Raw genomic sequence first — 24,549 nt, forward strand, 5'->3', positions numbered from 1 at the left:
GAGTTTCGTTGCTGCGGTTCGACTGTCAGCGACTCAAAGCGGAACGCGAGACGATCACTCGCTGCACGACCACGAAGAGCAACAGGAGGGCACCGACGGTGATGCGCGTCCAGGACTGTTCCGCTCCGGAGAAGGAGATGATCGTGCGGATGAGGCCGTAGACGAACACGCCGATCATGGAACCGACGACGAATCCACTGCCGCCGGTGAGAAGCGTGCCGCCGATAACGACGGCGGCGATCGTATCGAGTTCGGTTCCCACACCGTTCAGCGGGTACCCGGCACCGGAGTACGCGGTCAGGACGATGCCCGCGAGCCCGGCGCACACGCCGCTGATGACGTACACCGACAGCTTGGCCCGGACGACAGGCAGGCCCATGAGACGGGCCGACTGCTCGTTACCGCCCACCGCGTAGACCGTGCGTCCGAAGCGGGTGTAGCGCAGCACGAAGGCGGCGATCGCGACCGTGAGCAGGGCGATGATGCCCGTCGGTGTGATGTACCAGCCCGCGAACGAGAAGCGAGTGGACTGCAGCCACAGCAGACCGTCGTTCTCGACCTTGATCGACTCGAGGCTGACCACGAAGGCGAGGCCGCGGGCGAGGAACATGCCCACGAGCGATGCGATGAACGGCTGAACGTCGAAGAACTGCACCAAGACGCCGATCAGCAGACCGATCGCGGCCCCGATCACCACCATCGCCGGGACGGCGACCGCTACCGGCACTCCGTCGCCGAGCATCTTCGCGCAGAGGATGCCGGTGAAGGCCATCACCGCTCCGACCGAGAGATCGATGCCGCCGGTCAGGATGACGAAGGTCATGCCGACCGCGAGGACGAGCAGGTAGGCGTTGTCGAGCAGGATCGACGAGATGATCCGGTTGAGCTGGAAATTTGGGAAGTACCACATGGACCCCGCGATCATCAGCACGAGGATGATGACGGCAGCGAACACGGGAACCCACGAGATGTGGCGGCTGAGGAACCGGCGGTAAGAGCCCGCGGGCGACGACGCGACGCGCCGTTCTTCGATGAGAGAGGTCATCAGGACAGCACCTTTGCGTCAGGACGTCGGGTGAGGGGGCGGAGGGCGCTACGACCGGCCGTGTGAAAGAAAGCGCGGAACCGAGCCGACTGCAGGAGCACGACGATGAGCACGGCCGCGGCCATGAACACCGGGCTGACGGCGGGCGGGACGCCCAAGAAGGTGATCGTGCTCTTCAGCGTCTGAATGGTGAACACGCCGACGACGGTTCCGGCCAGGCTGAACTTGCCGCCGGCGAGCGACGTGCCGCCCAGGACGACCGCCAGGATGGCATCCAGTTCGATGTAGAGACCGGCGGCGTTGGCGTCGGCGGCCATGATGTTCGAGCTGTAAAGGATGCCGGCGATACCCGCCAGCGCACCGCTGGCGATGTAGGCGCCCCAGATGATGCCGCGCGAGCGGACGCCGGCGAGGCGACTCGCCTCGGGGTTGATGCCGACGGCCTCGGTCAGCATGCCCAGCGCCGTCCGACGCTCGAGGACGCCGACGACGACCACCGCGAAGACCGCGACGAAGAACGCGAAGGGCAGGCCCAGCACGTATCCGCCGGCGATGAACTTGTAGGGGTCGCTGTTGATCGTGGTGATGAAACCGCCGGTGATGAGCAGGGCGACACCGCGACCGGCGAGCATCAGGACCAGGGTGGCGATGATGGGCTGGATGCCGAGGACCGACACGAGGAAGCCGTTCCAGATGCCGAGCAGCAACGCCACCCCCACGGCCGCCGCAATGGCCGTGAACACCACGCCGGGGTTGCCGGGTTCGGGCGAGCCTTCGATCACGGTCAGCGCGACGGCTCCCGAGACGGCCATGATCGCACCGACCGACAGGTCGATGCCGCGTGTGGCGATGACGAGCGTCATCCCGAGTGCGACGAGCATGAGCGGCGCGCTATTGCGCAGGATGTCGATCAGCGATCCGTAGAACTGGCCGTTCTGCATTGTGATGCTGAGGAACGACGGCCGCGAGATCGTATTGACGGCGATCAGCGCGAGCAGGGCCGCAATGGGCCAGACGAGGCGGTGCGTGAGGAACTTCTTCATGCGATCTTCTCCCGATCGGACGACAGTGTCTCGGGGGCGAGCTGCGGCGCAGCCTCATCGGGCTGCCCCTGGGCGATGTAGGACACGAGTCCGTCGAGGTCGACGTCGCGGGTGGCCAGCTCGCCGATCTTACGACGGTCGCGCAGGACCGCGACCCGCTGCGCGAGACGCAGCACCTCTTCGAGCTCCGAGGAGATGAAGATGACGGCGAGCCCCTTCTCGGCGAGCTCGGCGACCTTGCGCTGGATATCCGCCTTGGCTCCGACGTCGATGCCGCGGGTCGGCTCGTCGAGGATCAGCAGTTCTGGAGCGGTGGCGAGCCAGCGCGCGAGCAGCACCTTCTGCTGGTTGCCACCCGACAGGTTGCGGATGAGCGCGTTCGGGTTGGCGGGACGTACTCCAAGCGCGGTGATGTACTCGTCGACGATGGCCTGCTTCTCGGCTGCGCCGATCTTGCGTAGCGCGCCACGACGGGCCTGCACACCCAGGATGATGTTCTCGGCCACCGTCAGATCGCCGACGATTCCTTCGGCGCGCCGGTCCTCGGAGGAGAACGCGACGCCACGGTCGAGGGCGTGGCGGGGAGAGCCGAGTCGAGCGCCGGTTCCGCTGACGTCGATCTGCCCATCGTCGGCACGGTCGGCGCCGGCGATGAGCCGAGCGAGCTCGGTGCGTCCCGAACCGAGGAGGCCAGCGAGACCGACGACCTCGCCCGGATACACGTCGAGGTCCACCGGCTCGAGGGCATTCTTCCGCGCGAGCGACGTGGCGTGTAGGACGGGGGTGCCGGACCGGTCGATCGCACGTTCGGCGCTGGCGGAAATGGCATCCAGTTCGCCCAGTTCTCGACCGATCATCTTGGCGACGAGCTGTTCACGACCGAGCTCTTGGATGGAGTACTCGCCGACGAGTGTCCCGTTGCGCAGCACCGTGAGGCGGTCGGAGATCTCGTAGATCTGGTCGAGGAAGTGCGACACGAACAGGATTGCGACGCCGCGGTCGCGGAGGTCGCGGATGACGCCGAACAGCTGCTCGACCTCGCCCCGGTCGAGGCTGGAAGTGGGCTCGTCGAGCACGAGCACCTTGGTGTCGACGACCATGGCGCGGCTGATGGCGACGAGCTGCTGGACCGCGATGGAATGGCTGGCGAGGATCGATCGGGTGTCGATGTGCACGCCCAGCTCCGCAAGGTATCTCGCCGCTGCGGTATGGGTGGCCTTCCAGTCGAGCAACCCGGCACGGCGGATCTCGTTTCCGAGCATGACGTTCTCGCCGACCGTGAGGTTCTGGCAGAGGTTGACCTCTTGGTAGACGGTCGCGATACCGGCCGTCTGCGCGTCGGCGGTGGAGCGGAACTGCCGCTCCTGTCCGTCGACCCGGATGACGCCTTCATCGATTCCGTACACGCCGGTCAGGGCCTTGATGAGGGTGGACTTGCCAGCGCCGTTCTCCCCCATGAGGGAATGCACCTCGCCGGCGTAGAGCCTGAAGTCGACGCCGTCGAGCGCCTTCACTCCGGGGAATTGGATGCTGATGCCGCGCATGTCGACGACGGCAGCACGTTCGGAAGTCATGTCCGACCGCTTTCTGAAGAGTCATGGGGTGTGCGGGGCCGGTCGAGCGAACCGGCCCCGCACACCGGGAGGGTGCGTCGGGCGTCGGGGGAGGCACCGTCCGCGGGGGGATGCCTGGATCAGTAGGGGCGGCTGTCCAGGACCTTCTTGGCCTGCTCCTGGTCGAATGCCTGGTCCTCGACGATGTAGCTCTTGTCGACGGACTCGCCGGCCACGACCTTCTTGACGACCTCGGCCGTCTTCTCTCCGAGGAGCGGGTTGCACTCGACGATGTAGTTGAACTCGCCGTTCGACAGAGCCGTCATGCCGTCCTTCACCGCGTCGATCGTGACGATCTTGATGTCGGTGCCGGGCTTGAGGCCCGCGGCCTTGATGGCCTCGAGGGCTCCGAGGCCCATGTCGTCGTTGTGGGCGAAGAGCACGTTGATCTGGGAACCGTACTTCTGGAGGAAGCCCTCCATGACGGTCTTACCGTCGGCGCGGGTGAAGTTACCCGTCTGGGAGTCGAGCACCTTGATGTCGGTTCCGGCGATAGCCGAGTCGAAGCCCGACGCGCGGTCGGTCGCGGCCGACGAACCCGTGGTGCCCTCGAGGACGACAAGGTTGGTGGGCGTGGAGCCGAAGTTGTCGGCGACCCACTTGCCAGCGGTCTCGCCCTCCTTCTTGAAGTCGAGGCCGATCCAGCTGGCGTACAGGTCTTCGGAGGCCGAAACCGTGCGGTCTTCGAGGATGACGGGGATGTTTGCATCCTTCGCCTCCTTCAGCACGTCGTCCCAGCCGTCGGTGACGATGGGGGCGAGCACGATGGCATCGACGCCCTGGTTGATGAAGCTGCGGACCGCGGCGATCTGCGCCTCGGGCTTGTTGTCGGCGGCGTTGAAGATCAGGTTGAAGCCGTTGGCCTCGCTGAACGCCTCCTTCATGGACTCGGTGTTCGCGCTGCGCCAGCCGCTCTCCGAGCCCGTCTGCGCGAAACCGACCGTGATGACGCCGTCGCCACCGCCATTGCCGCCCGGGGCACCGCCCGCGCAACCGGTCGCCGTCAGGGCGAGCGCGCCCAGGAATGCGACCCCCGCGATGATCTTCTTCGCCTTCATGGTGAAACCTCCTCGTTTCGCCGGCCACTGTGCCGGGTCATGTGATGCAGCTCTCGGGTGAGCCGTTCCTGAATGTTAGCGCTCACACGACGCGCGCTGTCAAGAAAATCTTCGCAACGAATGGATCACGGAAAACCTGCTGTCGCGATGATGTGAAGCCTCACATGAGGCGCCCGGGATCGGACCGTGTCTGCGCTCCGTGGCGGATCGCACATGGTCGCTCGAGGGACGGCGAGCGGCTCCGACGGCGCCGGTGCGCCGCGACTGGCAGACCTCGCGTCGTCGGGACCCCCGGCGAGACGACGACGACGGGCTCTCCTCTATACATGTCGCTCGCCATGACGAGAGCATCGGGGCGACGATCGTCGACGGGATGCCGGGGACCGCGCCCCGACGCACCCGACGTGCCGCGGCGTCCGGGCCCGTGTTTCGTGATGTTGCTGCTCCGATGCCGGCTCGGGATGCAGGGATTACCGTCGTAGGTATGACTTCGCTTCCGCACAGCACCCCGGAGAGCACGCCCGCCATCGGCACCTCGGTCTCGGCGGACGACTTCAAGCGCGCGTTCCGCGGCCACCCGGGCGGCATCGCGGTCATCACCGCCTACGGCGAGAACGGCCCCGTCGCCCTCACCGCCTCGAGCGTGTCGTCGGTCAGCGCCGACCCGCCGCTGCTCATCTTCTCGGTCTCGGCCCTGTCGTCGGCGACGCCGACCATCATCGCCGCCGACACGATCGTGGTGCACCTGCTCGACGCGGAGGACATCGGCCTCGCCCGCACCGCCGCCACCAGCGGGCTCGACCGTTTCGCCGACACGTCGACCTGGTCGCGCCTCGCGACGGGCGAGCCGGTGTACCACGGCGTGCGTGCGTGGCTGCGCTGCAAGATCGTCAGCCGCATGGATGCCGGCGGCTCCACCGTGATCGCCGCCCAGGCCCTGCAGGTCGACGTGGAGCGCGACCTCGAACCGGGCGAGCCGGGAGCCGCGCTGGTCTACCACAACCGCACGTGGCACCGCCTGGGCGAGCACTCGCGGTTGGACTGACCGCTCCGCCGTCGGTTCCGGCCTGCCGCAGCTCGGCCGCGGCATTCCGCTGAGCTCGAGCTCGGAACGACCGAGGCGCGACCGACGACATCCCGGGCCCTGGCGGATCAGCGCATCCGGCGCGCGCGGCTGCGACGGAACTCAGGCGAAGGTGATCTCGGCCGTCGCCAGGACGACGTCGCCGTGCCCCACGGCCACGACGCGTGCGGCGTCGACTGTGCCGCACAGGCGGATCGGCTGATCGACGAACGCCGGCGAGGTCACGCGCACCCGTAGGGCGGCGATACGCCGATCAGGGGCGTGCCGACGGGCGGCATCCACGAGCAGGATGCGCAGCAACGGCCCGTGCACCAGCAGGTCGGGCAGCCCCTCGACCTCGTGCGCCCACCGGCGGTCGTAGTGCACGAGGTGCGTGTTGAAGGTGAGGGCCGAGAAGCGGAAGAGGCGGCGCGCGTCGAGGGTCGCCGTCTCGATCCACGCGGCCTCGGCGGCGACGGTGGGGTCGGTGCGCGGCGCGCGGGCGGGGGTCGAGGGTGCGCCGAGGAACACGTCATGCCACCTGCTGCGCACCACGACCGCGCCGTCGACGGCGTAGGTGCGCTCGATGTCGGCGAAGACGAGGCGCCCGCTCGCGCCGGTCTTCTCGATGACGGACCCCGCGGCCGCCGTCTGCGTCACCTCGTCGCCGAGACGGAGCTCCCCCTCGAACGCCGTGTCTTCGCCCGCGTACATCCGACGCGGCAGGTCGATCTCGGGCAGGATGCCGTCGCGAGCGGGCGTGCCGTCGGCGCGCAGGTCGTCGAGCGACACCGCGAACGGGAAGTACACGCCCTCCCAGCCCGGCGGGAGCTCGTCGCCGATGGACCGTACCGGATCGGCCGCCGCGAAGGTCCCGCGATACGCCTCGGCCGGAGCAGCATCCAGGATCCCCGTGCGGACGACGCTCACGACAGGGCGCCCGATGCCCGCAGAACGGCGAGGCGCTCGGCGTCGTAACCGGCGAGCGCGGTGAGAACGACGTCGGAGTGCTCCGCGAAGCGGTTCGCGACGCGCGCCGGCGTCGCGGGGGTCGCGCCGAGTTTGATGGGCTGGCCGAACATGCGCAGGGTTCCCAGCGTGCCGTAGTCGGCCTCGACGATCATGTCGCGCTCGGCGGTCCCGGGATCGTCGACCACCTCACCGATCGTCTTGACGGCGGTCAGCGGGATGACATCGCCCGCCATCTCCTCGAGCTCCGCCTTGGTGTGCGGGGCCAGCCACGCCGAGACGAGCGGTTTGACGCGCCGCGCGTAGACCTCGGGGTCGAACCTCTTGCGCATCGTGTCGATCTCGGGGTCGTCGGCGACCTCGGACGCCCCGAAGAGCACGCAGCTCGCGCGCCACAGCTTGTCGGTGTACGCGCCGAAGAACACCTGGCCGTCGGCGCAGTGGAAAAGCTCGTACGGGCGCACCCAGGCGTGCTCGTTACCCGCGGGGGCGGCCTCGACGCCGCGCACCGTGTAGTCGACGACCGCGGTCTCGGTGAGCGCGAGAACGCTGTCGACCTGAGCGACATCGACGAGCTGCCCCTCCCCCGTGCGCTCCGCGTGACGGAGGGCGGCGAGGGCGCCCACGACGGCGAACAGCGTCGCCGACAGATCGCCGATCGTGACCCCCACGCGCACCGGCGGCTGGTCGGGGTACCCGTTCATCGACCACAGGCCGCCCGCGGCCTGCGCGGTGTTGTCGAACGCGGGCCGACGACTGCGCGACCCCGTCTGCCCGTACCCCGAGACGGCGACGTACACGAGCCGGGGGTTCACCTCGCGCAGCACGTCGTAGCCGACGCCGAGCTTGTCCATCGTGCCGGGGCGGAAGTTCTCGACGAGGATGTCGGCGCTGCGCACGAGGTCGATGAGCGCCTCGACGCCGCCCGGGGCGGCGAGGTCGAGGCCGACCCCGAGCTTGCCGCGGTTGTACTGGGCGTAGTACCCGCTGAACTCCTCGTCGCCGTCGCTGAGGTACGGCGGGAAGCCGCGCGAGACATCGGGGTCGCGGGGGTTCTCGATCTTGACGACCGTCGCCCCCAGATCGGCGAGCATCTGCGCCGCGTAGGGACCCGCGAGCACGCGGGAGAGGTCGAGCACGACGACACCGCCGAGCGCGCCGGTGCCGGGGACGAGGGGGTCGGTCATGCGGGGTGCTCCTCCGAGGTGGTGGTCAGGGCGTGGGCGACGCGCGACGCGTGCGGGCGACCCCGCACACCGGCCAACCAGGCGCTCGTGCGCGCGAGCGCCTCGATGTCGAGGCCGGTGCGGATGCCGAGACCCTCGAGCATCCAGACGAGGTCTTCGGTCGCGAGATTGCCCGTTGCTCCGGGAGCGTACGGGCATCGGCCGAGTCCGCCCACGGACGCGTCGAACTCGCTCACCCCGGCCTGGAGGCCCGCGAGCACGTTGGCGAGCGCCTGACCGTACGTGTCGTGCAGGTGCAGAGCGAGCGCGGAGCGGGGGATGCCGGCATCCGCCACCGCTTCGACGACCCGATCGATGTGCCCCGCCGTGGCCACGCCGATGGTGTCACCGAGGGCGATCGTGCGGCACCCGGCGGAGTGCAGCGCGACGGCGGCCTCGACGACGGCGGCGATGTCGACGTCGCCCTCCCACGGATCACCGAACGCCATCGAGACGTACCCGCGCGCCGGAACGCCGACGAATCGCGCGTCGCCGAGCACCGCGACCGCGCGGGCGATCGTCCCCGCGCGGTCGGTGTTCAGGTTCGCGCGGGCGAAGGACTCGGTCGCGCTCACCACGACCGCCATCTCGCGCACCCCGGCGGCGAGGGCGTCGTCGAGACCCCGACGGTTGGGCACCAGCGCGACGGCACGCGCCCCCTCGGGCGGGCGGAGGGACGCCGCGACCTCGCGCGCGTCGGCGAGCTGCGGGATCCATGCCGGCGGTACGAAGCTGGTGATCTCGAGCGCCCGCGTCCCGGCGGCATACAAGCGCGCGCACAGCTCGGATTTGACGGCGGTGGGGATGACATCGGTCTCGGCCTGGAGTCCGTCACGCGGACCCACCTCGTACACGGTGACCTCGACGGGCAGCCCCTCCGTCGGGACACGGTGCGGGGCTCGTCGCGGGGCCGGCGCACTCACGAGGACCGCCCGCGCAGCTGGGCGAGCACCTCGGCGGCGTACTCGACTCGGATGCGGTCGTCGGCGACGATCCGGGCGGCGACCTCGGCGATCTCGCCCACCTCCGCGCCCGCGCTCGCCGCGATCGTCCGGGCGTGCAGGGTCATGTGCCCGCGCTGGATCCCCTCCGCGGCCAGCGCCCGGCACGCCGCGAGGTTCTGCGCGAGACCCACCGCGGCGATCGTCGCGGCGAGCTCGCGTGCCGTCGTGATCCCCAGCAGCTCCACCGCGGCACGTGCCGTGGGGTGGGCGCGGGTGGCCCCGCCGACCAGTCCCACCGCGAGGGGCACCTCGAGCGTGCCGACGAGATCGCCGTCGGCGTTGCGCTCGAAACGCGAGAGCGCGCGATAGGCCCCCTCCCGCGCGGCGTGCGAATGGCATCCGGCCTCCACGGCCCGGGTGTCGTTGCCGGTGGCCAGGACGACGGCGGTGATGCCGTTCATGATGCCCTTGTTGTGGGTGGCTGCGCGGTACGCGTCGGCCTCGGCGAACGCGCTCGCCGCCTCGATGTCGGCGACGACCTGCGCGCCGCCGAGCAGGTCGGCGGAGAAGACGGCCCGGGCGCGGGTGAGGCGACGGTCGGCCTTGTTCGTCAGGATGCGCAGGAGGGTGCGGGCGCCCGCGATCTCGGCGATGCGCGGCGCCAGCGCCTCGGCCATCGTGTTCACGGCGTTCGCGCCCATGGCATCCCGCACGTCGACGTGCAGGTGCAGGATGACCTGCGTTCCGACGCGCGTGAGCAGGGTGCGCACCGAGATGTCGATCGCGCCGCCGCCGAGGGACACGAGCATCGGGTCCTGCGCATCCGCGAGGGCGAGCAGCTCGTCGCGCGCCTCGAGGAGGCGGAGGCGCGCGCCCTCGGGGTCGACCGCGTCGAGCACCTGCACCTGGGCGATCATCACGTCTCCGGTCGACGAGGTGGAGAAACCCCCGGTCGCGCGGGCCATCCGCGCAGCGTTCGACGCGGCGGCCACGACCGAGGGCTCCTCGGTCGCCATCGGGACGAGTCGGTCGACCCCGTCGATGCGGAAGTTCGTGGCGATGCCGACGGGGATGCCGAGGAGACCGACGACGTTCTCCACCAGGTGATCCGCGTGCGAGAGCGACAGCCCCTCGGCGGGGTCGAGCGCGACGAGGCGGTCGGGGTCGAGACCCGCGGCCTCCGCGACGAGACGACGTCGTTCGAGCGGGGTGTGGTCGCGCAGACCGGGAAGTCGGCTGGAGGGGGTCACGCGGGCTCCTTCGCGGACGGGAGGGTGCCGCGTCGACCGCGGCGTCCCCTCGACGCTAGGTCGACGTCGAACCGCGCGGTACGGACCCACGACACATCGGACGATCGCGCGAGTGGGTGTCTCACCCATCGCCGTCGCGCTCCAGACGCTCGCGCAGGTCGTCGAGGCGCACCGCGATCGACAGGCGGAAGAAGCGCTCGTCGTCGCGCCAGCCCTCCCCGAGCAGAGCGTCGAGCTTCTCGAGTCGCTGCAGGATCGTGTTGGTGTGGAACGTCAGGGCCCGAGCCGTGCGGGTCGGGCTCGCGCCGTGCTGCACGAACGCGCGCAGGGTCGCGAGGAGCTCGCTGCCCCGCGCGCCGTCGTGGCGCCGCACGGCGCCCAGGGCGGAGTCGAGGAACGCGTCGAGAGCGCGCCGGTCGGCGCCGATCGCGGCGGCGTACGGGAGGAGTTCGTCGACTCCGACCAGGGCGTTGCGCAGGCCGAGAGCGCGGGCCAGGGCGACCGTCGCCCGCACGTCGCGCGCGGCGGCGGCGATGCCGTCGGGTGCGGCGACGGTCGTCACGGCGAGGACGTCGAGATCCATCGCAACGCGCAGCTGCCGGAACGACTCCGCGTCGAGGGGTGCGGCGTGCGCCGCGACCACGAGTCCGTCGAGCTCGCCGACCAGCGCCGTCTGTCCGAGGTGGTGCGCGAGGGCGCGAGCGGCCGCGGCGCGGCGCTCCCCGGTCACGGCCAGCGCCGTCACGGCGCCGAGCACCTGTTCATCGATGCCCGAACGGCGCAGCGCGGCGACGACGTCGGCCCGGCGCTGCGCGGAGGCGGTGACGAGGTCGACCAGCAGATCGGAACGCTGGCGGTGATCGGTCTCCGCGACCGCCTCCTCGGAGAGGGCGAGAAGGGCGGCGACCTGACCGGCCCGCTCGATCGTGCGTCGGTCGACGTCGTCGAGCTCTCGCGCGGACGGACCCACGACGATCGCCCCGAGGCCGCGTCCGCCGGCGGCGATCGGGCTGATCACCGACACACCGGCATCCGTGTCGTCACCGCTGCGGGCCGCGTCGATGAGCGCGTCGGAGGCGTCGCCATGCATCGCGCGCACCCTGCCGGGGGCGTCCAGGATCGCCACCGGCGCCTGCAGCGCGACCGAGAGCGCGGTCGCCACCGGCGCGAGCCCACCCCCGGCCAGCACCGCGTCGACGAGCTCGCGATGCACGCGGTTCGCGCGGTCGCGCGCGGCGACGTGCGCCGTCAGTTCGGCAGCCGCCGCGCGGGCGCGCTCGGCCTGTCGGCGGGCGTCGGCGAGGGCGGCGGCGGTCTGCAGGACGACCGAGGCATGGTCGGCCAAGGCGGCCAGCAGAGCGGTGTCGTCGGGTCCGAACGCACGCTCGCGGCGCTCGGCGACGAAAAGCACGCCGAGCACGCGATCCTCGGAGAGCAGCGGCACCCCGAGCATCGAGACGATCCCCTCCCCCGCGACCGCCGCGTCGATGCCCGTCGTGTGCCGGTCCGGATCCACCGCGTCGTAGCGGCGCACCGCGTGCGGCATCCGCGACTCGGCGATGGCACCCACGAGCCCGCGACCGGGCGGGACGACAAGGCCGCGCAAGGCAGCAGTCACTGTCCCGCGCGTGGCACGGACCCGCAAGGTCGCGTCGGTCTCATCGAACTCCGAGAGATACGCGACGTCGGCCGCGAGCAGCTCGTGCGCCCGGTCGACGAGGCGTTCGAGCACCGCGTCCGCGTCGCGCATCGCCGCGAGCTCCCGCGCACTGGCGTAGAGCGCGGCCAGCTCACCGGTGCGACGGCGCAGCGCGGCGACGTCGGCGGCGGTGGGCGGTGGCGGGTCCGATGCGGCGGCCGGGGCGGGCGCGGCAGGGTCCGGCAGCGGGGTCTCGGGGCCGGGCTCTGCGGCGGGGTGGAGCATGTCGACCTCAGCGCCCGCGCCGGTGCACCCGGTCCCACGCCAGGCCGGCGAGCGTCGCCGCGTGCAGCCCGAGCTGCCCGTCGTCGAACACCGCGCGATCGGAGTGCAGCGGCGCCCGCCCCTCCGCGGGTGCGACGCCGAGGAAGACGAGCACACCCGGCACGCGTTCGAGCACGTACGCGAAATCCTCGGATGCGGGCGACGGGGCCTCGAGCACCCGCACCCGCTCCGGACCGTGGGCGGAACGCAGCGCATCGAGCACGACGGCGGTCTCGTCGGCATCGTTCACCGTCACGGGGTACGAATCGACCCAATCGATCTCGAGGGTGCACCCGTACGCGTTCGCGATCCCCGCGAGGAGCGCCGGCAGGTCGTCGCGCACGCGGGCGCGGGTGCTCTCCGAGAACGTCCGCACGTTGAGCACCAGCGTCACCGTCTCGCTGAGCACGTTCCCGGCCGCCGAGTCGCTGCGGATGCCGGTCACCGACAGCACCGCGGGGTCGGTCGCGGGGAGACGGCGGGCACCGAACGTCTGCACCGCGAGCACCAGCTCCGCGGCCACGGGCACCGGGTCGACCCCCTGGTGCGGCATCGCCGCATGCCCGCCCGTGCCGCGCAGGGTCAGGGTCGCCGCGCTCACGCTCGCCATCATCGGGCCGGGGCGGGTGACGAACGTCCCCGCGTCGGTCATCGTGTCGACGTGCAGCGCGTAGGCGGCCACGGGCGTGTCGCCCGCGGCATCCAGCACGCCCTCCTCGATAATCAGGCGCGCGCCGGCGTATCCCTCCTCGCCCGGCTGGAACATGAAGACCACGGCACCCGGGAGCTCCCCGCGGCGGGCGGCGAGAAGGCGGACGGCACCGAGCAACCCCGCCATGTGCAGGTCGTGGCCGCACGCGTGCATCGTCGCGCGCGGAGACGCGAACGGCAGTCCCGTCGCCTCTGCCACGGGAAGGGCGTCCATGTCGGCTCGCAGCAGCACCACGGGCCCGGGGCGTGCCCCGCGGAGCACCGCGGTGACCGACGACAGTCCCGCGCCGACGGAGACCTCGAGCCCGAGGCCGTCGAGCTCGCGGAGCAGCAAGGCCTGAGTCTCGGGCAGGTGCAGGCCGATCTCGGCGACGGCGTGGAGCTCACGCCGGACGGCGACCAGCTCGGGGACGAGCGCCGACGCCGCGTCGGCGAAGCCGTTCATCCGGCCGCCATCCGCACCCCGAGCACGGGCACGGCGTCGAGCAGATCGAGCGTGTACCGCTCGGTGGGCGCGGCCAGCAGCTGCTCGGTGGGCCCCGACTCGACGATACGGCCGTGACGCATGACGGCGATCTCGTCGCTGATGTAGCGGACGACGGCGAGGTTGTGGGAGATGAAGAGCATCGAGAGCCCGAGATTCTCCTGGAGTTCCCTCAAGAGGTTGAGGATCGCGCCCTGCACGGACACGTCGAGAGCGCTCGTGACCTCGTCCGCGATGAGCACGCGGGGCTCGCCGGCGAGCGCCCGGGCGATCGTCACCCGCTGGCGCTGACCGCCCGAGAACGCGGCCGGTGTGTCACCGGCGCGGTCGGGGTCGAGGTGCACGAGCGTCAGCAGCTCCCGCACGCGCTCCACGCGGGCGTCGCGCGAGAACGTCCGACCGCTCGCCCGGAGGGCCTCGGCGATGGAGTCGCCGATGCTCATGCGGGGGTCGAGGGCGGAGAACGGGTCCTGGAAGACGAGTTGGAGACGCCGGCGCGCGGCGCGCGCCGCCGCTCCTCGACCGGATGCCACGACCCCGTCGGCGCGCACTTCGCCGGTCGCGGGCGGCACGAGGCCCACCGCGGCGGCGGCGATCGTGCTCTTGCCCGACCCGGATTCCCCGACGAGCCCCAGCGTCCGACCGGCGGGGACGACCAGGGATACGTCGTCGACGACGGTGACGCGGCCGTACCGCACGGACAGGTGATCGATCTCGAGGGCGTTCACACCCCCACCTCCTCGGCGAGCGCGGATGCCGCGACATCCGGCGGGATCACCGGAAGCGGGCGGGTGCGGTCGGACGTCATGTCGGGCAGGCACGCGATGAGCGCGCGGGAGTAGGGGTGGGTCGCGTCTTCGCGGATGCGTTGCGCATCGAGCTCCTCCACGACGACACCGTCCTTCATGACGAGCACCCGGTCGCAGAAGGCCGAGACCAGTGCGATGTCGTGCGAGATGAACACGATCGCCGCTCCCGTGTCGGTCTGCGCGCGCCGGAGCACGCCCATCACCTGGCGCTGCACCGTGACGTCGAGCGCCGTCGTCGGTTCGTCGGCGATGATGAGCTTCGGTCGGCCGGTCAGGGCCTGCCCGATCATGGCGCGCTGGCGCATGCCGCCGCTGAACTGGTGCGGGTACTGCGACAGTCGCCGCGGGGCATCCGCGATGCCGACCGCCTCGAGGGCGGCGGCGGCATGCGCACGCGCATCTGCTCGCGACATCTTCAGGTGCACCTCGGGGACCTCGGTGAGCTGCCGGCCGATGGTCAGCGCCGGGTTGAGCGAGGTGAGCGGGTCTTGGAACACCATCCCCAGCTCCACGCCCAGCGTCGAACGATCGACCGCGCTCAGCGGCCGGGTCATGTCGATGCCGTCGAAGGTGTGCGCGGTCGTGGCGATACGTGCGTCCGGGCCGAGCAGCCCCGCAAGCGCCATCGCCGTGAGCGATTTGCCCGATCCCGACTCGCCGACGATGCCGACGACCTCGCCGGGGAGGATCCGCAGACTCACGCCCTTCACGCGTTCCACCTCGCCCCCGTCGGCCGTGGCGAAGGCCACGCGGAGGTCGGCGATCTCGGCGACCGGTTCGCCGACCGCGAGAGGCTGACGCGGTGTCGCGGCCATTCCCGCGCGGCGGGTGGGAGCGACCGCTCCCAGCGCCCGCCGGGCCACGGCACCCCGGCCGCCTCCGCGGGTGTCCGACAGCGCCTCGCTCACGAAGGTGAAGACCAGGCCCGCGAGGACGACAGCGATGCCCGGGCCGATGGCGGCGAGCGGGTTGACGTAGATGCGCGTGATGCCGTCCTGCAGCAGACGCCCCCAGTCGTACTCGGGGGCCTGCACACCGAGTCCGAGGAACGACAGACCCGCGAACGACAGCAGGGTCACGCTCGCGGTGGCCGCGGCGTTCACGAAGAGCGGGTTGGCGATGTTGGGCAGGATGTGCCGGACCAGGATGCCGATCGGCCCGACGCCCACGACCCGCGCCGCGCGCACGTAGTCGCGGCCCGACACCGAGGAGGCGAGGTTGTAGACCAGACGGGCCATGAAGGGGATGCCGGAGATGCCGATCGCGAACATCGCGCTCATCGCGCTCGCGCCCCAGATCACGGTGAAGAAGAGCACCATGAGCAACCACGGGAACGCCAGCAGGATGTCGAGCAGTCCCGTCGCCAGGCGTCGCACGTGGCGGGGCAGGATGACGGCGATGAGCCCGTAGGCGATGCCGCCGATGGTCGACACCACCGTCGCCCCGAGGGTGAGCAGGATCGACACGCGCGCAGCGACGAGCACCCGCGAGAAGATGTCTCGGCCCAGGTCGTCGGTGCCGAACGGGTGGGCGGGGCTGGGCGCGAGCAGGCGATCGGGCACGTTCGAGGTCTCGGCCGCGGCGAGGAAGAGCACCGGCCCCGCGATCGTGAGGAAGAGGAAGAGCAGCACGCCGATGACGGCGGCGATGCCCGAGGGGGACAGCAGACGGGAGCGCCAGGTCACGGTTCAGCCCTCCGTGATCGAGGACCGCGGGTCGACGGTCACGAGGATGAGATCGACGAGAAGGTTCACGCCGAGGATGATGAGGGCGTACACGATGACGAGCCCCTGCACGATCGGGTAGTCCTTGGCCCCGACCGCGGGCACCATGACCCCGCCCATGCCGGGGATCGCGAACACCGTCTCGATGAGGACCGTGCCGGCGATCATCCCGCTCAGCAGCAGACCGCTCACCGTGAGCGAGGCGGTGATGATGTTCGGCAGCGCGTGACGCAGGTAGACGAGGTGTCCGGGCAGGCGCTTCGCACGCGCGGTGGTCATGTAGGTGGCACCGAGCACGCCCGACATCTCCACCTGCACGATGCGGGCGAGGTACGCCATGGGGCCGAGAGCGAGCGCCAGCACGGGGAGAACGGCATCCTGGGGCGTGCCCCACCCGGCCGCGGGCAGCCATCTCAGCTGCACCGCGAAGAGGGCGATCAGCCCGACGGCCAGCAGGAAGCCGGGAACCGCGATGAGCATGCCGAGGACTCCCGAGATCGCGGCGTCGGCCACCCTCCGGCCGGGACGCTGGAGGGCGACGGCCGCGCCGATGCCGAGCGGCACCGCGGCGAACAGAGCAACGAGGAAGCTCAGCACGCCGAGGGTGACGGTCGCCGGGAAACGCTGCCCGATCGTCTCGGCGACCGACCGACCGGTGCGGATCGACTCGCCGAAGTCGCCGCGCAGGAGGTTCGTCACGTAGTCGAGGAACTGCACCGGGATCGGCTTGTCGAGACCGAGCTCGGCGCGGGTCGCGGCGACGAGCTCGGGCGAGGCCTGGATGCCGAGGGCCGCCCGCACGGGGTCGCCCGGCACGAGATGCACGAGGAAGAACGAGGCCACGACCACCACGACGAGCGAGACGAGGAGGCGGCCGAGACGGCGCAGGAGGAAGGTCGCCCGGGGCGACAGCCGCGGGACGGGCGCGCGCCCCTCCGCCCGCACCGCGAGGGCCGCGGTGGGGGCGCCGGCCAGGTCGGCGACGGCGGGCGGAGGGGTCGCGGTCATGTCAGCCCTGCATCCGGATCGAGGTCGGGTTGAGGAAGTTCGGCTGCTCGAAGGTCGCGCCGCTCATGTAGTTCGGCAGGATGTTGTCGATCACCGGGAAGGTGTCGAAGCGGTCGATCAGTTCCTTCTCGGCCTGCTGCCAGAGTCCGCACGCGGCATCCGGCGTCGCGGTCTTCGCCTGAGCGGCGAGGGCGTTGTACTCCGGGTTGTCGACGAACATGAAATTCAGACCGCCCTGATCGGGGGTCGCTCCCCCGAAGAACAGGTCGAGCACGACGGGGCTGCCCGGGGCGATCTGCACCCAGCCCGTGTCCCAATCGAAGCTCGTGTAGAGCTGGTCCGACCACGCTGCGGCGTCGTTGGCCGACAGTTCGGTGACGACGCCGAGCTTGTCCCAGGTCTCCTTGACGAGCTCCGCGGCGGGGGCGTGCGAAGCGGTCGGCGCGTCGTAGATGAACTTCACCGTCAACGGTTGGCCGTTCTTCTGGCGGATGCCGTCGGAACCGAGGGTCCAGCCGGCCTCGTCGAGCAGGTCCGCGGCGCGACCGAGGTCGGTCGCCGGCAGGGACCAGCCCGGCGGGTCCTGCACGCACAGGAGGGGCGTCTTCATGACGAGACCGCTGGAGGGCAGTCCCGTCGCCCCGGCGATGACCGGTCCGACCTCGTCGCGGTTGATCGCGGTCGACAGCGCCTCACGCACGAGCGGGTCGGAGAACGGTCGTCCCTCCCGCTCGTTGAAGAGGATCTGTCCGACGGGGTTGCGCACACCCGTGTACTCGATGCCCGCACCCTCGAGACGGTCCTGGTCGGGACCGGTGACCACACCGGTGTTCAGCTCGCCGGAGAGCAGGAGGTTGGTGACGGTGCTCTGGTCGGGCACGATGCGGGCCTCGATCGTGTCCGGGAGGCCCTCGGTGTCGCCGGTGACCCCGTACGGGCCCCAGGTGTACCCGTCGCGCTTGGTGAAGACGTAGGCATCGCCCGGTCGGGCTTCGCTGAGCTGGAACAGACCGGTGCCGTCGGTGGTGTCGGACAGCGAGGCGATGTCGGCGAGGCCCGCATCGCAGACCATCATGATCGAGCCGAGGTTGACCGCCAGGAACGGGTCGTTGACGGTGCTGGTGACCGTGACGACGTTGCCCTCGGCGGTGGCAGAGACGGCCTCGGTGATGACCGTGCCGTACGAGAAGGTCGCGTTCGCCGGGTCGGCGTTGTAGTTGAGGTTGTCGGCGACGGTCTGCCCGGTGAACGGCGAGCCGTCGGCGCAGGTGATGCCGTCTTTCAGGGTGAAGGTGGCGGAGGTGCCCTCGTCGGTCCAGCTCTCGGCGAGCCAGGGCTCGTACCCGCCGTCGGGAGTGACGTAGATGAGCGACTCGTAGGCGATCGTGACCACGTCGAACGTGTCGGGAGAGACCGTCTTCATCGGGTCGAGGTCGCCCGGGTCGTCGCTGATCGCTTTGACGAACGTGCCGCCCGAGACGACCGAGCCCCCACCTCCCCCGTTGTCGGACGGCGCGGCGCACGACGCCAGTGTCAGTGCGAGGAGGGCGGCCCCGGCGGCCGCCGGGACGAGGGTGCTGCGTTTCATGGCCTTGCTCCTTGATTCGGGTGAAGCGTCAGTGGTGCCAGACGTGGTGCTCGAGGGGTGGTGCGGGTGGGTGGTGCGGGCGTGTCAGCGCGCGGGGATGGGCGCGGCGAGGTGACTCAGGGGGCCGGCGGCTTTCACCGACACCTTGAGGGTGGGACGGGCCGTGTACGACAGCGACGTCTCGAGGACGTCGACGATCTCGACCGCGAGGGGATCGGCCCCCGCCTGGATGGCCTTGGCGATCGCCGTTTCCGAGGCGGCCGCGATCGCGGCATCCCGGTCGTCGGCGTCGGAGATCTGCTCGGCACGGCCTCCCGCGAGGGAGATGGCCGCACCGACCGCGTTGGCGACGTCGGCCCGGTCGGGGCGCAGGACGTCGCCGGCACCCGGCAAGTCGTCGGGGACGAGGAGGGCGCCACCGCCCACGACGACGAGGGGGAGGTCGACCCGGCCGAGCGACAGGCGCTCGACGGCCTCCTCGATGCGCTCGTGGGCGTGAGCGAGGGCGCGGCTCAGCAGGTCGCGCTGCCCCGACGACAGCGTCGGCAGCGAGCGGCCCGGGATGCCGTGGCCGGCCGCTGCGGCGGCATCGGTCAGGGTGGCGGTGGAGCCGCCGAAGAGCAGCCCCTCCTCGGCGATGCGGTACCCGACCGAGCGCGGGCCGACGGCACCGGTGCGCGGGTCGATGACCGTGCCGCCGCCGATGCCGAGGCTGAGGATGTCGGGCATGCGGAAGTTCGTGCGCACGCCGCCGATGTCGCGGGGGAGCGTGGACTCGCGGGGGAACCCGTCGACGAGCACGCCGAGGTCGCTCGTGGTGCCGCCGACGTCGACGACGATGGCGTTCTGCGCGCCGGAGAGGAACGCCGCGCCCCGGATCGAGTTCGCCGGTCCGGAGCCGATGGTCAGCACGGGGTAGCGCACGGCGTAGTCGAGCGACATGAGCGTGCCGTCGTTCTGCGCGAAGAACGTCGCGACGTCGAGACCCTCCTCCGCGACCACGTCGACGAGCGCGCGTGTGACGTCGCTCGCCACGCCGCGCAGGGCGGCGTTCAGCACGGTGGCGTTCTCTCGCTCGAGGAGTCCGTCGGGGCCGATGTCCTGGCTGAGGAACACCGGGACCGCCTCGCCGAGGTGGTCGTGCACGAGCTGCTCGACCTCACGCTCCTGCTCAGGGGAGGACGGGCTGAAGATGCCGCAGACGGCGACGCTGTCGAAACCGCCGCCCAGACCGTCGAGGAAGCGACGGATGCCGTCGCGGTCGAGCGGGGAGATGGGCGTGCCGTCGACCATGTGCCCGCCGCCGAGCATGGCCGCACCGGCCAGGACCTGGTCGCTGAGGTCGTCGGGCCATCCCGTGAGCGGCGGCCACTCGGTCGCGGCCGGCGCGCCGAGCCGCACGAGCGCGACCCGGTCGAGTCCGCGTCGCGCGACGATCGCGTTGGTGGCGTGGGTCGTGCCGAGCATCACGCGCGACACGCGATCGCGGTCGTCGTCGAGCTGCGCGAGCACCGCGGCGATCCCCGCCCGGATGCCGCCGATGACGTCGGCCGTCGTGGGCTGCTTCGTCCAGGCGATGACCGAGCCGGTGGCATCCACCACGACCGCGTCGGTGTTGGTGCCGCCGACGTCGACGCCGATGGACAGGTCGCGAACGGCGCTCATCGCGCGTCCTTTCGCTCGAAGGGGACGTAGGGCAGGTCGTAGCCGAAGGCGCGGGGCCCGGCGAGCTCGAGACCGCGCTCGGTGCGCCACAGCGGGTCGCACGCCCACGCGAGCACGGACACGCGCTGGCCGTACCGGAGCATCTCGGTGGAGATCGCGTGGCCCGTCTCGAGGTCGACGACGGTGATGAGATCGGGCACCGTGGCCAGCACTTCTCCGTCTTCCAGAACGACGAGGTTCTCGTTGCGCAGCTCGACGCGCTGCAGACGCCCGCGGTCGTCGCCGATGCCCGCGATCGTGATGGAGCCGCGGACGAAGCCGCCCTCGGTGCGCCGGGAGACGTCGACGATCTTGCCGGTGATCAGCACGTCGGCGTCGAGCTCCGCGGCGACCGCCGTCACAGGGTCGGTGGCCTCGAGGAGCGCGTGACCGACGCGGATCGCGGTGCTGATCGTGCCCGGGATGACGGCCCCCGGGGCCGTCTCGGCGGTGAGCAGGTAGTGCGCGCCGAGGCAGATGCCGCCGGCGGCGACGGTGACCGCGCGGGCGTGCCGTTCGAGCCAGCCGAGGTCGACGGTGCGCAGCGTGACGACGTTCCCGACGACGTCACTGAGCACCGCGAAGTCGCACGGCACGCCGGCGACGTTCGTGGAGATCATGGTCGCCTCGGGGAATGCGCGGCCCATGCCGTCGGCATCCAGGAGCGCGACGCCGAGGCGCGCGGCCCAGCCGGCCGGGGAGACGCCGTTGCTGCCGCCGATCTCGGCGGGCATGATCGCGGTGATCCTGCGCCCCGCGACGCGCTCGGCCTCGTGCAGGAGCGTCTCGATCTGCTGCACCGACGAGAGCATCTCGATTCCGACGGTGGGAGCGCCGATGCCGCTCATCATGATGACCGCGTCGTCCGGCCCGAGGTCGTCGACCGACAGCAGCCGCACCGGGCCGTGCTCGCGGATCGCGCGTTCGGTGGTGAGCTGCGAGGTGTAGACCGCCCCTCCGCCGCCGGTGCCGAAGATCGCGGCCCCCGCGGCGAGGGCGGCGATGTCGTCGGCGGTGACGTGCTCGGGGGCGCGGACCGCGGTCGACGGGACGAGGGACGGGGATGCCATGACACGACCCTAGGCAGCACCCGCGCGACCGACAATGTGGTGGCGCGACAGGGAATCGGCGTACATTGTGCTCGTGGCACAGCTCACCACCTCGGACCTCCTCTCCCAGGCTGAACGTCTCGGCGTCGCTCTCGCCGCGGGCCCCCGCGGCGGCGCCGTGATCGAGCGCGTCGACGTCGCCGCGCTGTCGGAGCTGCCCTCCCTCCCGGCGGGGACGCTCGCCGTCGTCGCGGGAGACGATCCGCCCGCCTCGTACCTCGTCGACGTGGCCCTCCGGCAGGCGAGCGCGCGGGGTCTCGCCGGCCTGGTGATGCCGGCCGGCTTCGCGCCCGCCGAGACCGCGAGCGCGCTCGCCGATCGCGGGGGCGTGCCCGTGCTCGTGTCGCTCGCGGCGCGCGCTCCCGACCTCGCCGTCACGATCGACCGCGTCATCAGCGGCGGCGCCGCGGAGTCGATGACGCGCGCGGCGTTCGCGGTCGAGAAGGCGACGGCCGCCGCGTCCGCCGGCGCATCCGACGCCGTGGCCGCGATCCTCGATGCCGCCGGCACCGCGCTCGGCGTGAGGGTCCGCGTGCAGGACGACCCCACGACGTCGTGGACCGACGCCGACGCCGTCTTCGCCGGCGAGGTGCCCATCGGACGGCTCGTCGCGGAGACCTCGGACCCCGCGGCGACGGTGGCCCTCCCCGTCGTCGCCTCCCTCGTGTCGCGGGCGATGCAGCGGCACCTGCAGGATCGCTTCGCCCCCAACCAGTCCCGCGCCGACCTCATCGTCGAGCTGATCCTCGCCGAGGCCGGTCGCGTCGACGGCTTCGTCGCGCCCGCCGCGCGTCTCGGCCTGCCCCTGCAGTTGTCGCACGCGGTGGCCTGGATGCGCCCGCAGCACCGCGTCGACACGGGGCTGCGCGCGCCGCGCTTCGTGGAGGCGGCCTTGGAGCTGTTCACGCTGCAGCTCATCGAGGACCGCGACGAGCTCTGGCACATCGCGTTCCTCCAGGACGACGTCATCCTCGTCAGCAGCGAGGACCACGGTGCCGGCGACCACCAGCGGCGCCTGCGCGACGTCATCGTGCGCGTGCAGGAGCAGGCGCGCCGGCTGGCGGGCGACGACTGGACGTACACGGTCGGACTCGGCACACCGCAGACGGGCGCCGCCGGGCTCCGGCAGTCCGCCGCCGAGGCTCGGGTCGCTGCGGACTCCGCGATCGCCGCGGGGCGACTGGATGCCATCGAGCTCACCGACGTGACGGGGCTGCGGCGCCTGCTGCTCGACTTCTACGCCTCCCCGGTCAGCCGCAACCTGCTCGACGACCTGCTGCATCCGCTCGACGCGCTCGGCGCGGAGCGATCGGCCACCGCCGTGCGTACCCTGCTGTCGTACCTCGGCAACCGCAACTCGCTGGCCCAGGCCGGACGCGAGCTGAACCTTCACCCGAACGCCGTGGGCTACCGCATCCGCCGCGTGCGCGAACTGCTCGACGTCGACCTCGACGACCCCGACACCCGCTTCGCCGTCGAACTGGCGTGCCGCGTGCGGCTCATCGGGTCGGGACGCTGAGGTCCTCGCGCGCGAGGTGTGCCCGGGGCACAGATCGACCCCTTGATCCTGTGCCCTGAAGACGATGAGCCGCGATCGGGCTCCGGGTAGCGTCGAAGGCATGCTCTCCACCGACTTCCGCGCGCTCGGGCTGGAGGAGATCCGCGGCACGCTGGGCGAACCCGAGGGGCCCTCGCTGCAGAAGATCACCGATCGCCTCGACGAGAACTGTCTGCGCTTCCTCGCCCACTCCCCCTTCGCCACCCTGGCCACCGCCGATCGCGACGGACGGTGCGACAACTCGCCGCGCGGCGACTACCCGGGCTTCGTGCGGGCGATCGACGACCGGACGGTCGCGATCCCCGATCGCCTCGGCAACAAGATCGCCGACTCGATGCGCAACATCGTCGACAACGGCCATGCCGCCCTGCTGTGCTTCGTGCCCGGCATGAGCGAGACGTTGCGCATCAACGGCACCGCGATCGTCACCGACGACCCGACGCTGCTGCGCACGCTCGAGCAGGACCACACGGTGCCGGACCTCGCGATCGTGCTGCGCATCGAGCAGGTGTACCTGCACTGCGGTCGCGCGCTGCTGCGCGGCGGTCTGTGGGATGTCGACATGCAGGACCTCGCGACGCAGGTACCGACCTCCGGCCAGATCTGGGCGAGCACCTCCGGGTGGGACGCCGAGGTGGGCGACGTCATCGACGAGGCGATGTCCGGCGCTTACCGGGCGCTGTACTGAATGCGCGGCCGGGAGGGACTGATGCCGCTGGTGGTGCAAGAGATCACCCGCGAGACGCCCGAGATCGTCAGCATCCGGATGCAGAACGCCGACGGCTCCCCCCTGCCGGCGTGGCAGCCGGGGGCGCACATCGACCTGCAGCTCATCACGCGGCACGAGCGCCAGTACTCGTTGTGCGGCGACCCGGCTGACACCGCGTCGTACCGCATCGCCGTGCGCCGCGAGGAGCTCTCCCGGGGCGGTTCGCACTACATCCACGCGTTCCTCCGCGCCGGCAGCACGGTCTGGGTGCGTCCGCCGCGCAACCTCTTCGAACTCGGCGAGGCTCCCGCGTACCTCCTGCTGGCCGCCGGGATCGGGGTGACGCCGATCCTCGCGATGGCGCGGCACCTGGCATCCGTCGGTGCGGACTGGCGCATGATCGTCGCCGCCCGCACCGGCGACGGGGTCGCGTTCGCCGACGAGATCGCCGCCCTGGGCGAGCGCGCGAGCGTCCACGTGAGCGGCGAGCGGGGCCGTCTCGACCTCGCCGCCGTCCTCGGCGGCATCGTCCCCGGCACCGACGTCTACGCGTGCGGCCCCGCGCCGTTCACCGACGCGCTGCTCGCCCTCGCCCCGACGCTGCCGGAGGGATCCGGCATCCACCTCGAGCGCTTCGAGCCGAGGAAGCGGGAGTTCGGCCCGAACGAGCCGTTCACGGCGACCGCGGCCCGCTCGGGCATCACCGTCGAGGTACCCGCGACCCGGTCGCTGCGCGAGACGTTGCAGGGGGCGGGGGTCGCGGTGAGCGGATCGTGCCTGCGCGGCGTGTGCGGGTCGTGCGCGATCCCGGTGCTCGACGGCGCGGTGGAGCACCGCGACTCGCTCACCGTCGACGACGACGCCCGCGTGATCTACACGTGCGTCTCGCGCGCGCGGGCGGGCTCGTCGCTGGTCCTCGACGTCTGAGCTCGAGCCCGCCCTGCGGCGGAACGCCCTCGCGGAGACGACGC

At 71.3% G+C, this 24,549-nt stretch carries 20 protein-coding genes; 4 read left to right on the plus strand and 16 right to left on the minus strand.

The window, feature by feature from the left end; translation table 11 throughout:
* Nucleotides 1-25: 25 nt before the first annotated feature.
* From ACFZA2_RS16555 to ACFZA2_RS16570, 4 genes are all read right to left on the minus strand, one after another.
* Nucleotides 26-1,045, minus strand: coding sequence for a sugar ABC transporter permease YjfF (locus ACFZA2_RS16555; protein WP_391407012.1), 1,020 nt, complete (start codon nucleotides 1,043-1,045; stop codon nucleotides 26-28).
* Complete coding sequence (locus ACFZA2_RS16560) at nucleotides 1,045-2,088, minus strand: ABC transporter permease (RefSeq protein WP_391407014.1); 1,044 nt, start codon at nucleotides 2,086-2,088, stop codon at nucleotides 1,045-1,047. Before ACFZA2_RS16560 ends, ACFZA2_RS16555 begins: the two co-directional genes overlap by 1 nt.
* Nucleotides 2,085-3,662 carry a sugar ABC transporter ATP-binding protein gene (locus tag ACFZA2_RS16565; RefSeq protein ID WP_391407016.1) on the minus strand — a complete coding sequence of 526 codons (1,578 nt, stop codon included), beginning with the start codon at nucleotides 3,660-3,662 and terminating at the stop codon, nucleotides 2,085-2,087. Before ACFZA2_RS16565 ends, ACFZA2_RS16560 begins: the two co-directional genes overlap by 4 nt.
* A 119-nt stretch (nucleotides 3,663-3,781) precedes the next feature.
* Nucleotides 3,782-4,759: an ABC transporter substrate-binding protein gene (locus ACFZA2_RS16570; protein ID WP_391407018.1), complete on the minus strand. Its 978-nt coding sequence runs from the start codon at nucleotides 4,757-4,759 to the stop codon at nucleotides 3,782-3,784.
* 484 nt (nucleotides 4,760-5,243) lie between these two features.
* Here ACFZA2_RS16570 and ACFZA2_RS16575 point away from each other — a divergent pair, with 484 nt between their 5' ends.
* Nucleotides 5,244-5,804, plus strand: coding sequence for a flavin reductase family protein (locus ACFZA2_RS16575; protein ID WP_315994539.1), 561 nt, complete (start codon nucleotides 5,244-5,246; stop codon nucleotides 5,802-5,804).
* A 141-nt stretch (nucleotides 5,805-5,945) separates the two neighbouring features.
* On the opposite strand, the gene ACFZA2_RS16580 is transcribed toward ACFZA2_RS16575, so the two are convergent.
* The 12 genes from ACFZA2_RS16580 to ACFZA2_RS16635 form a co-directional block, all read right to left on the minus strand.
* Nucleotides 5,946-6,752: a MaoC family dehydratase N-terminal domain-containing protein gene (locus ACFZA2_RS16580; protein ID WP_391407021.1), complete on the minus strand. Its 807-nt coding sequence runs from the start codon at nucleotides 6,750-6,752 to the stop codon at nucleotides 5,946-5,948.
* Nucleotides 6,749-7,978: a CaiB/BaiF CoA transferase family protein gene (locus ACFZA2_RS16585; RefSeq protein WP_391407023.1), complete on the minus strand. Its 1,230-nt coding sequence runs from the start codon at nucleotides 7,976-7,978 to the stop codon at nucleotides 6,749-6,751. The genes ACFZA2_RS16580 and ACFZA2_RS16585 overlap by 4 nt, the downstream gene beginning before the upstream one ends.
* Nucleotides 7,975-8,940 carry a hydroxymethylglutaryl-CoA lyase gene (locus ACFZA2_RS16590; protein ID WP_391407025.1) on the minus strand — a complete coding sequence of 322 codons (966 nt, stop codon included), beginning with the start codon at nucleotides 8,938-8,940 and terminating at the stop codon, nucleotides 7,975-7,977. The genes ACFZA2_RS16585 and ACFZA2_RS16590 overlap by 4 nt, the downstream gene beginning before the upstream one ends.
* Nucleotides 8,937-10,211, minus strand: a complete 1,275-nt coding sequence (locus tag ACFZA2_RS16595) for a hydroxymethylglutaryl-CoA reductase, degradative (protein ID WP_391407027.1) — start codon at nucleotides 10,209-10,211, stop codon at nucleotides 8,937-8,939. Before ACFZA2_RS16595 ends, ACFZA2_RS16590 begins: the two co-directional genes overlap by 4 nt.
* A gap of 121 nt (nucleotides 10,212-10,332) precedes the next feature.
* On the minus strand, nucleotides 10,333-12,135 hold the full coding sequence (locus ACFZA2_RS16600; protein ID WP_391407029.1) for a helix-turn-helix domain-containing protein: 1,803 nt from the start codon (nucleotides 12,133-12,135) through the stop codon (nucleotides 10,333-10,335).
* Between the two features lie 7 nt (nucleotides 12,136-12,142).
* Nucleotides 12,143-13,330: a M20 family metallopeptidase gene (locus ACFZA2_RS16605; RefSeq protein WP_391407031.1), complete on the minus strand. Its 1,188-nt coding sequence runs from the start codon at nucleotides 13,328-13,330 to the stop codon at nucleotides 12,143-12,145.
* Nucleotides 13,327-14,097, minus strand: a complete 771-nt coding sequence (locus tag ACFZA2_RS16610; protein ID WP_315994532.1) for an ABC transporter ATP-binding protein — start codon at nucleotides 14,095-14,097, stop codon at nucleotides 13,327-13,329. The genes ACFZA2_RS16605 and ACFZA2_RS16610 overlap by 4 nt, the downstream gene beginning before the upstream one ends.
* Nucleotides 14,094-15,863: a dipeptide/oligopeptide/nickel ABC transporter permease/ATP-binding protein gene (locus ACFZA2_RS16615; protein ID WP_391407033.1), complete on the minus strand. Its 1,770-nt coding sequence runs from the start codon at nucleotides 15,861-15,863 to the stop codon at nucleotides 14,094-14,096. Before ACFZA2_RS16615 ends, ACFZA2_RS16610 begins: the two co-directional genes overlap by 4 nt.
* A gap of 3 nt (nucleotides 15,864-15,866) precedes the next feature.
* Complete coding sequence (locus ACFZA2_RS16620; RefSeq protein ID WP_391407035.1) at nucleotides 15,867-16,910, minus strand: ABC transporter permease; 1,044 nt, start codon at nucleotides 16,908-16,910, stop codon at nucleotides 15,867-15,869.
* Between the two features lies 1 nt (nucleotide 16,911).
* Complete coding sequence (locus ACFZA2_RS16625) at nucleotides 16,912-18,498, minus strand: ABC transporter substrate-binding protein (protein ID WP_391407037.1); 1,587 nt, start codon at nucleotides 18,496-18,498, stop codon at nucleotides 16,912-16,914.
* An 84-nt stretch (nucleotides 18,499-18,582) separates the two neighbouring features.
* A complete protein-coding gene (locus ACFZA2_RS16630) occupies nucleotides 18,583-20,163 on the minus strand; it encodes a hydantoinase/oxoprolinase N-terminal domain-containing protein (protein ID WP_391407039.1) in 1,581 nt (526 codons plus the stop codon).
* Nucleotides 20,160-21,272, minus strand: coding sequence for a DUF917 domain-containing protein (locus ACFZA2_RS16635; RefSeq protein WP_391407041.1), 1,113 nt, complete (start codon nucleotides 21,270-21,272; stop codon nucleotides 20,160-20,162). Before ACFZA2_RS16635 ends, ACFZA2_RS16630 begins: the two co-directional genes overlap by 4 nt.
* Nucleotides 21,273-21,345: 73 nt before the next feature.
* Here ACFZA2_RS16635 and ACFZA2_RS16640 point away from each other — a divergent pair, with 73 nt between their 5' ends.
* From ACFZA2_RS16640 to ACFZA2_RS16650, 3 genes are all read left to right on the plus strand, one after another.
* Nucleotides 21,346-22,830 (plus strand): helix-turn-helix domain-containing protein, encoded by a 1,485-nt coding sequence (locus ACFZA2_RS16640; RefSeq protein ID WP_391407043.1) that lies wholly within the window; start codon nucleotides 21,346-21,348, stop codon nucleotides 22,828-22,830.
* Between the two features lie 100 nt (nucleotides 22,831-22,930).
* Nucleotides 22,931-23,557, plus strand: a complete 627-nt coding sequence (locus ACFZA2_RS16645) for an MSMEG_1061 family FMN-dependent PPOX-type flavoprotein (protein WP_391407045.1) — start codon at nucleotides 22,931-22,933, stop codon at nucleotides 23,555-23,557.
* Between the two features lie 21 nt (nucleotides 23,558-23,578).
* On the plus strand, nucleotides 23,579-24,505 hold the full coding sequence (locus tag ACFZA2_RS16650) for a PDR/VanB family oxidoreductase (RefSeq protein ID WP_391407047.1): 927 nt from the start codon (nucleotides 23,579-23,581) through the stop codon (nucleotides 24,503-24,505).
* Nucleotides 24,506-24,549 lie beyond the last annotated feature (44 nt).

Origin of the sequence: Microbacterium sp. NPDC007973 (genome assembly GCF_042958465.1) — a bacterium.
GTDB lineage: Bacteria > Actinomycetota > Actinomycetes > Actinomycetales > Microbacteriaceae > Microbacterium > Microbacterium galbum.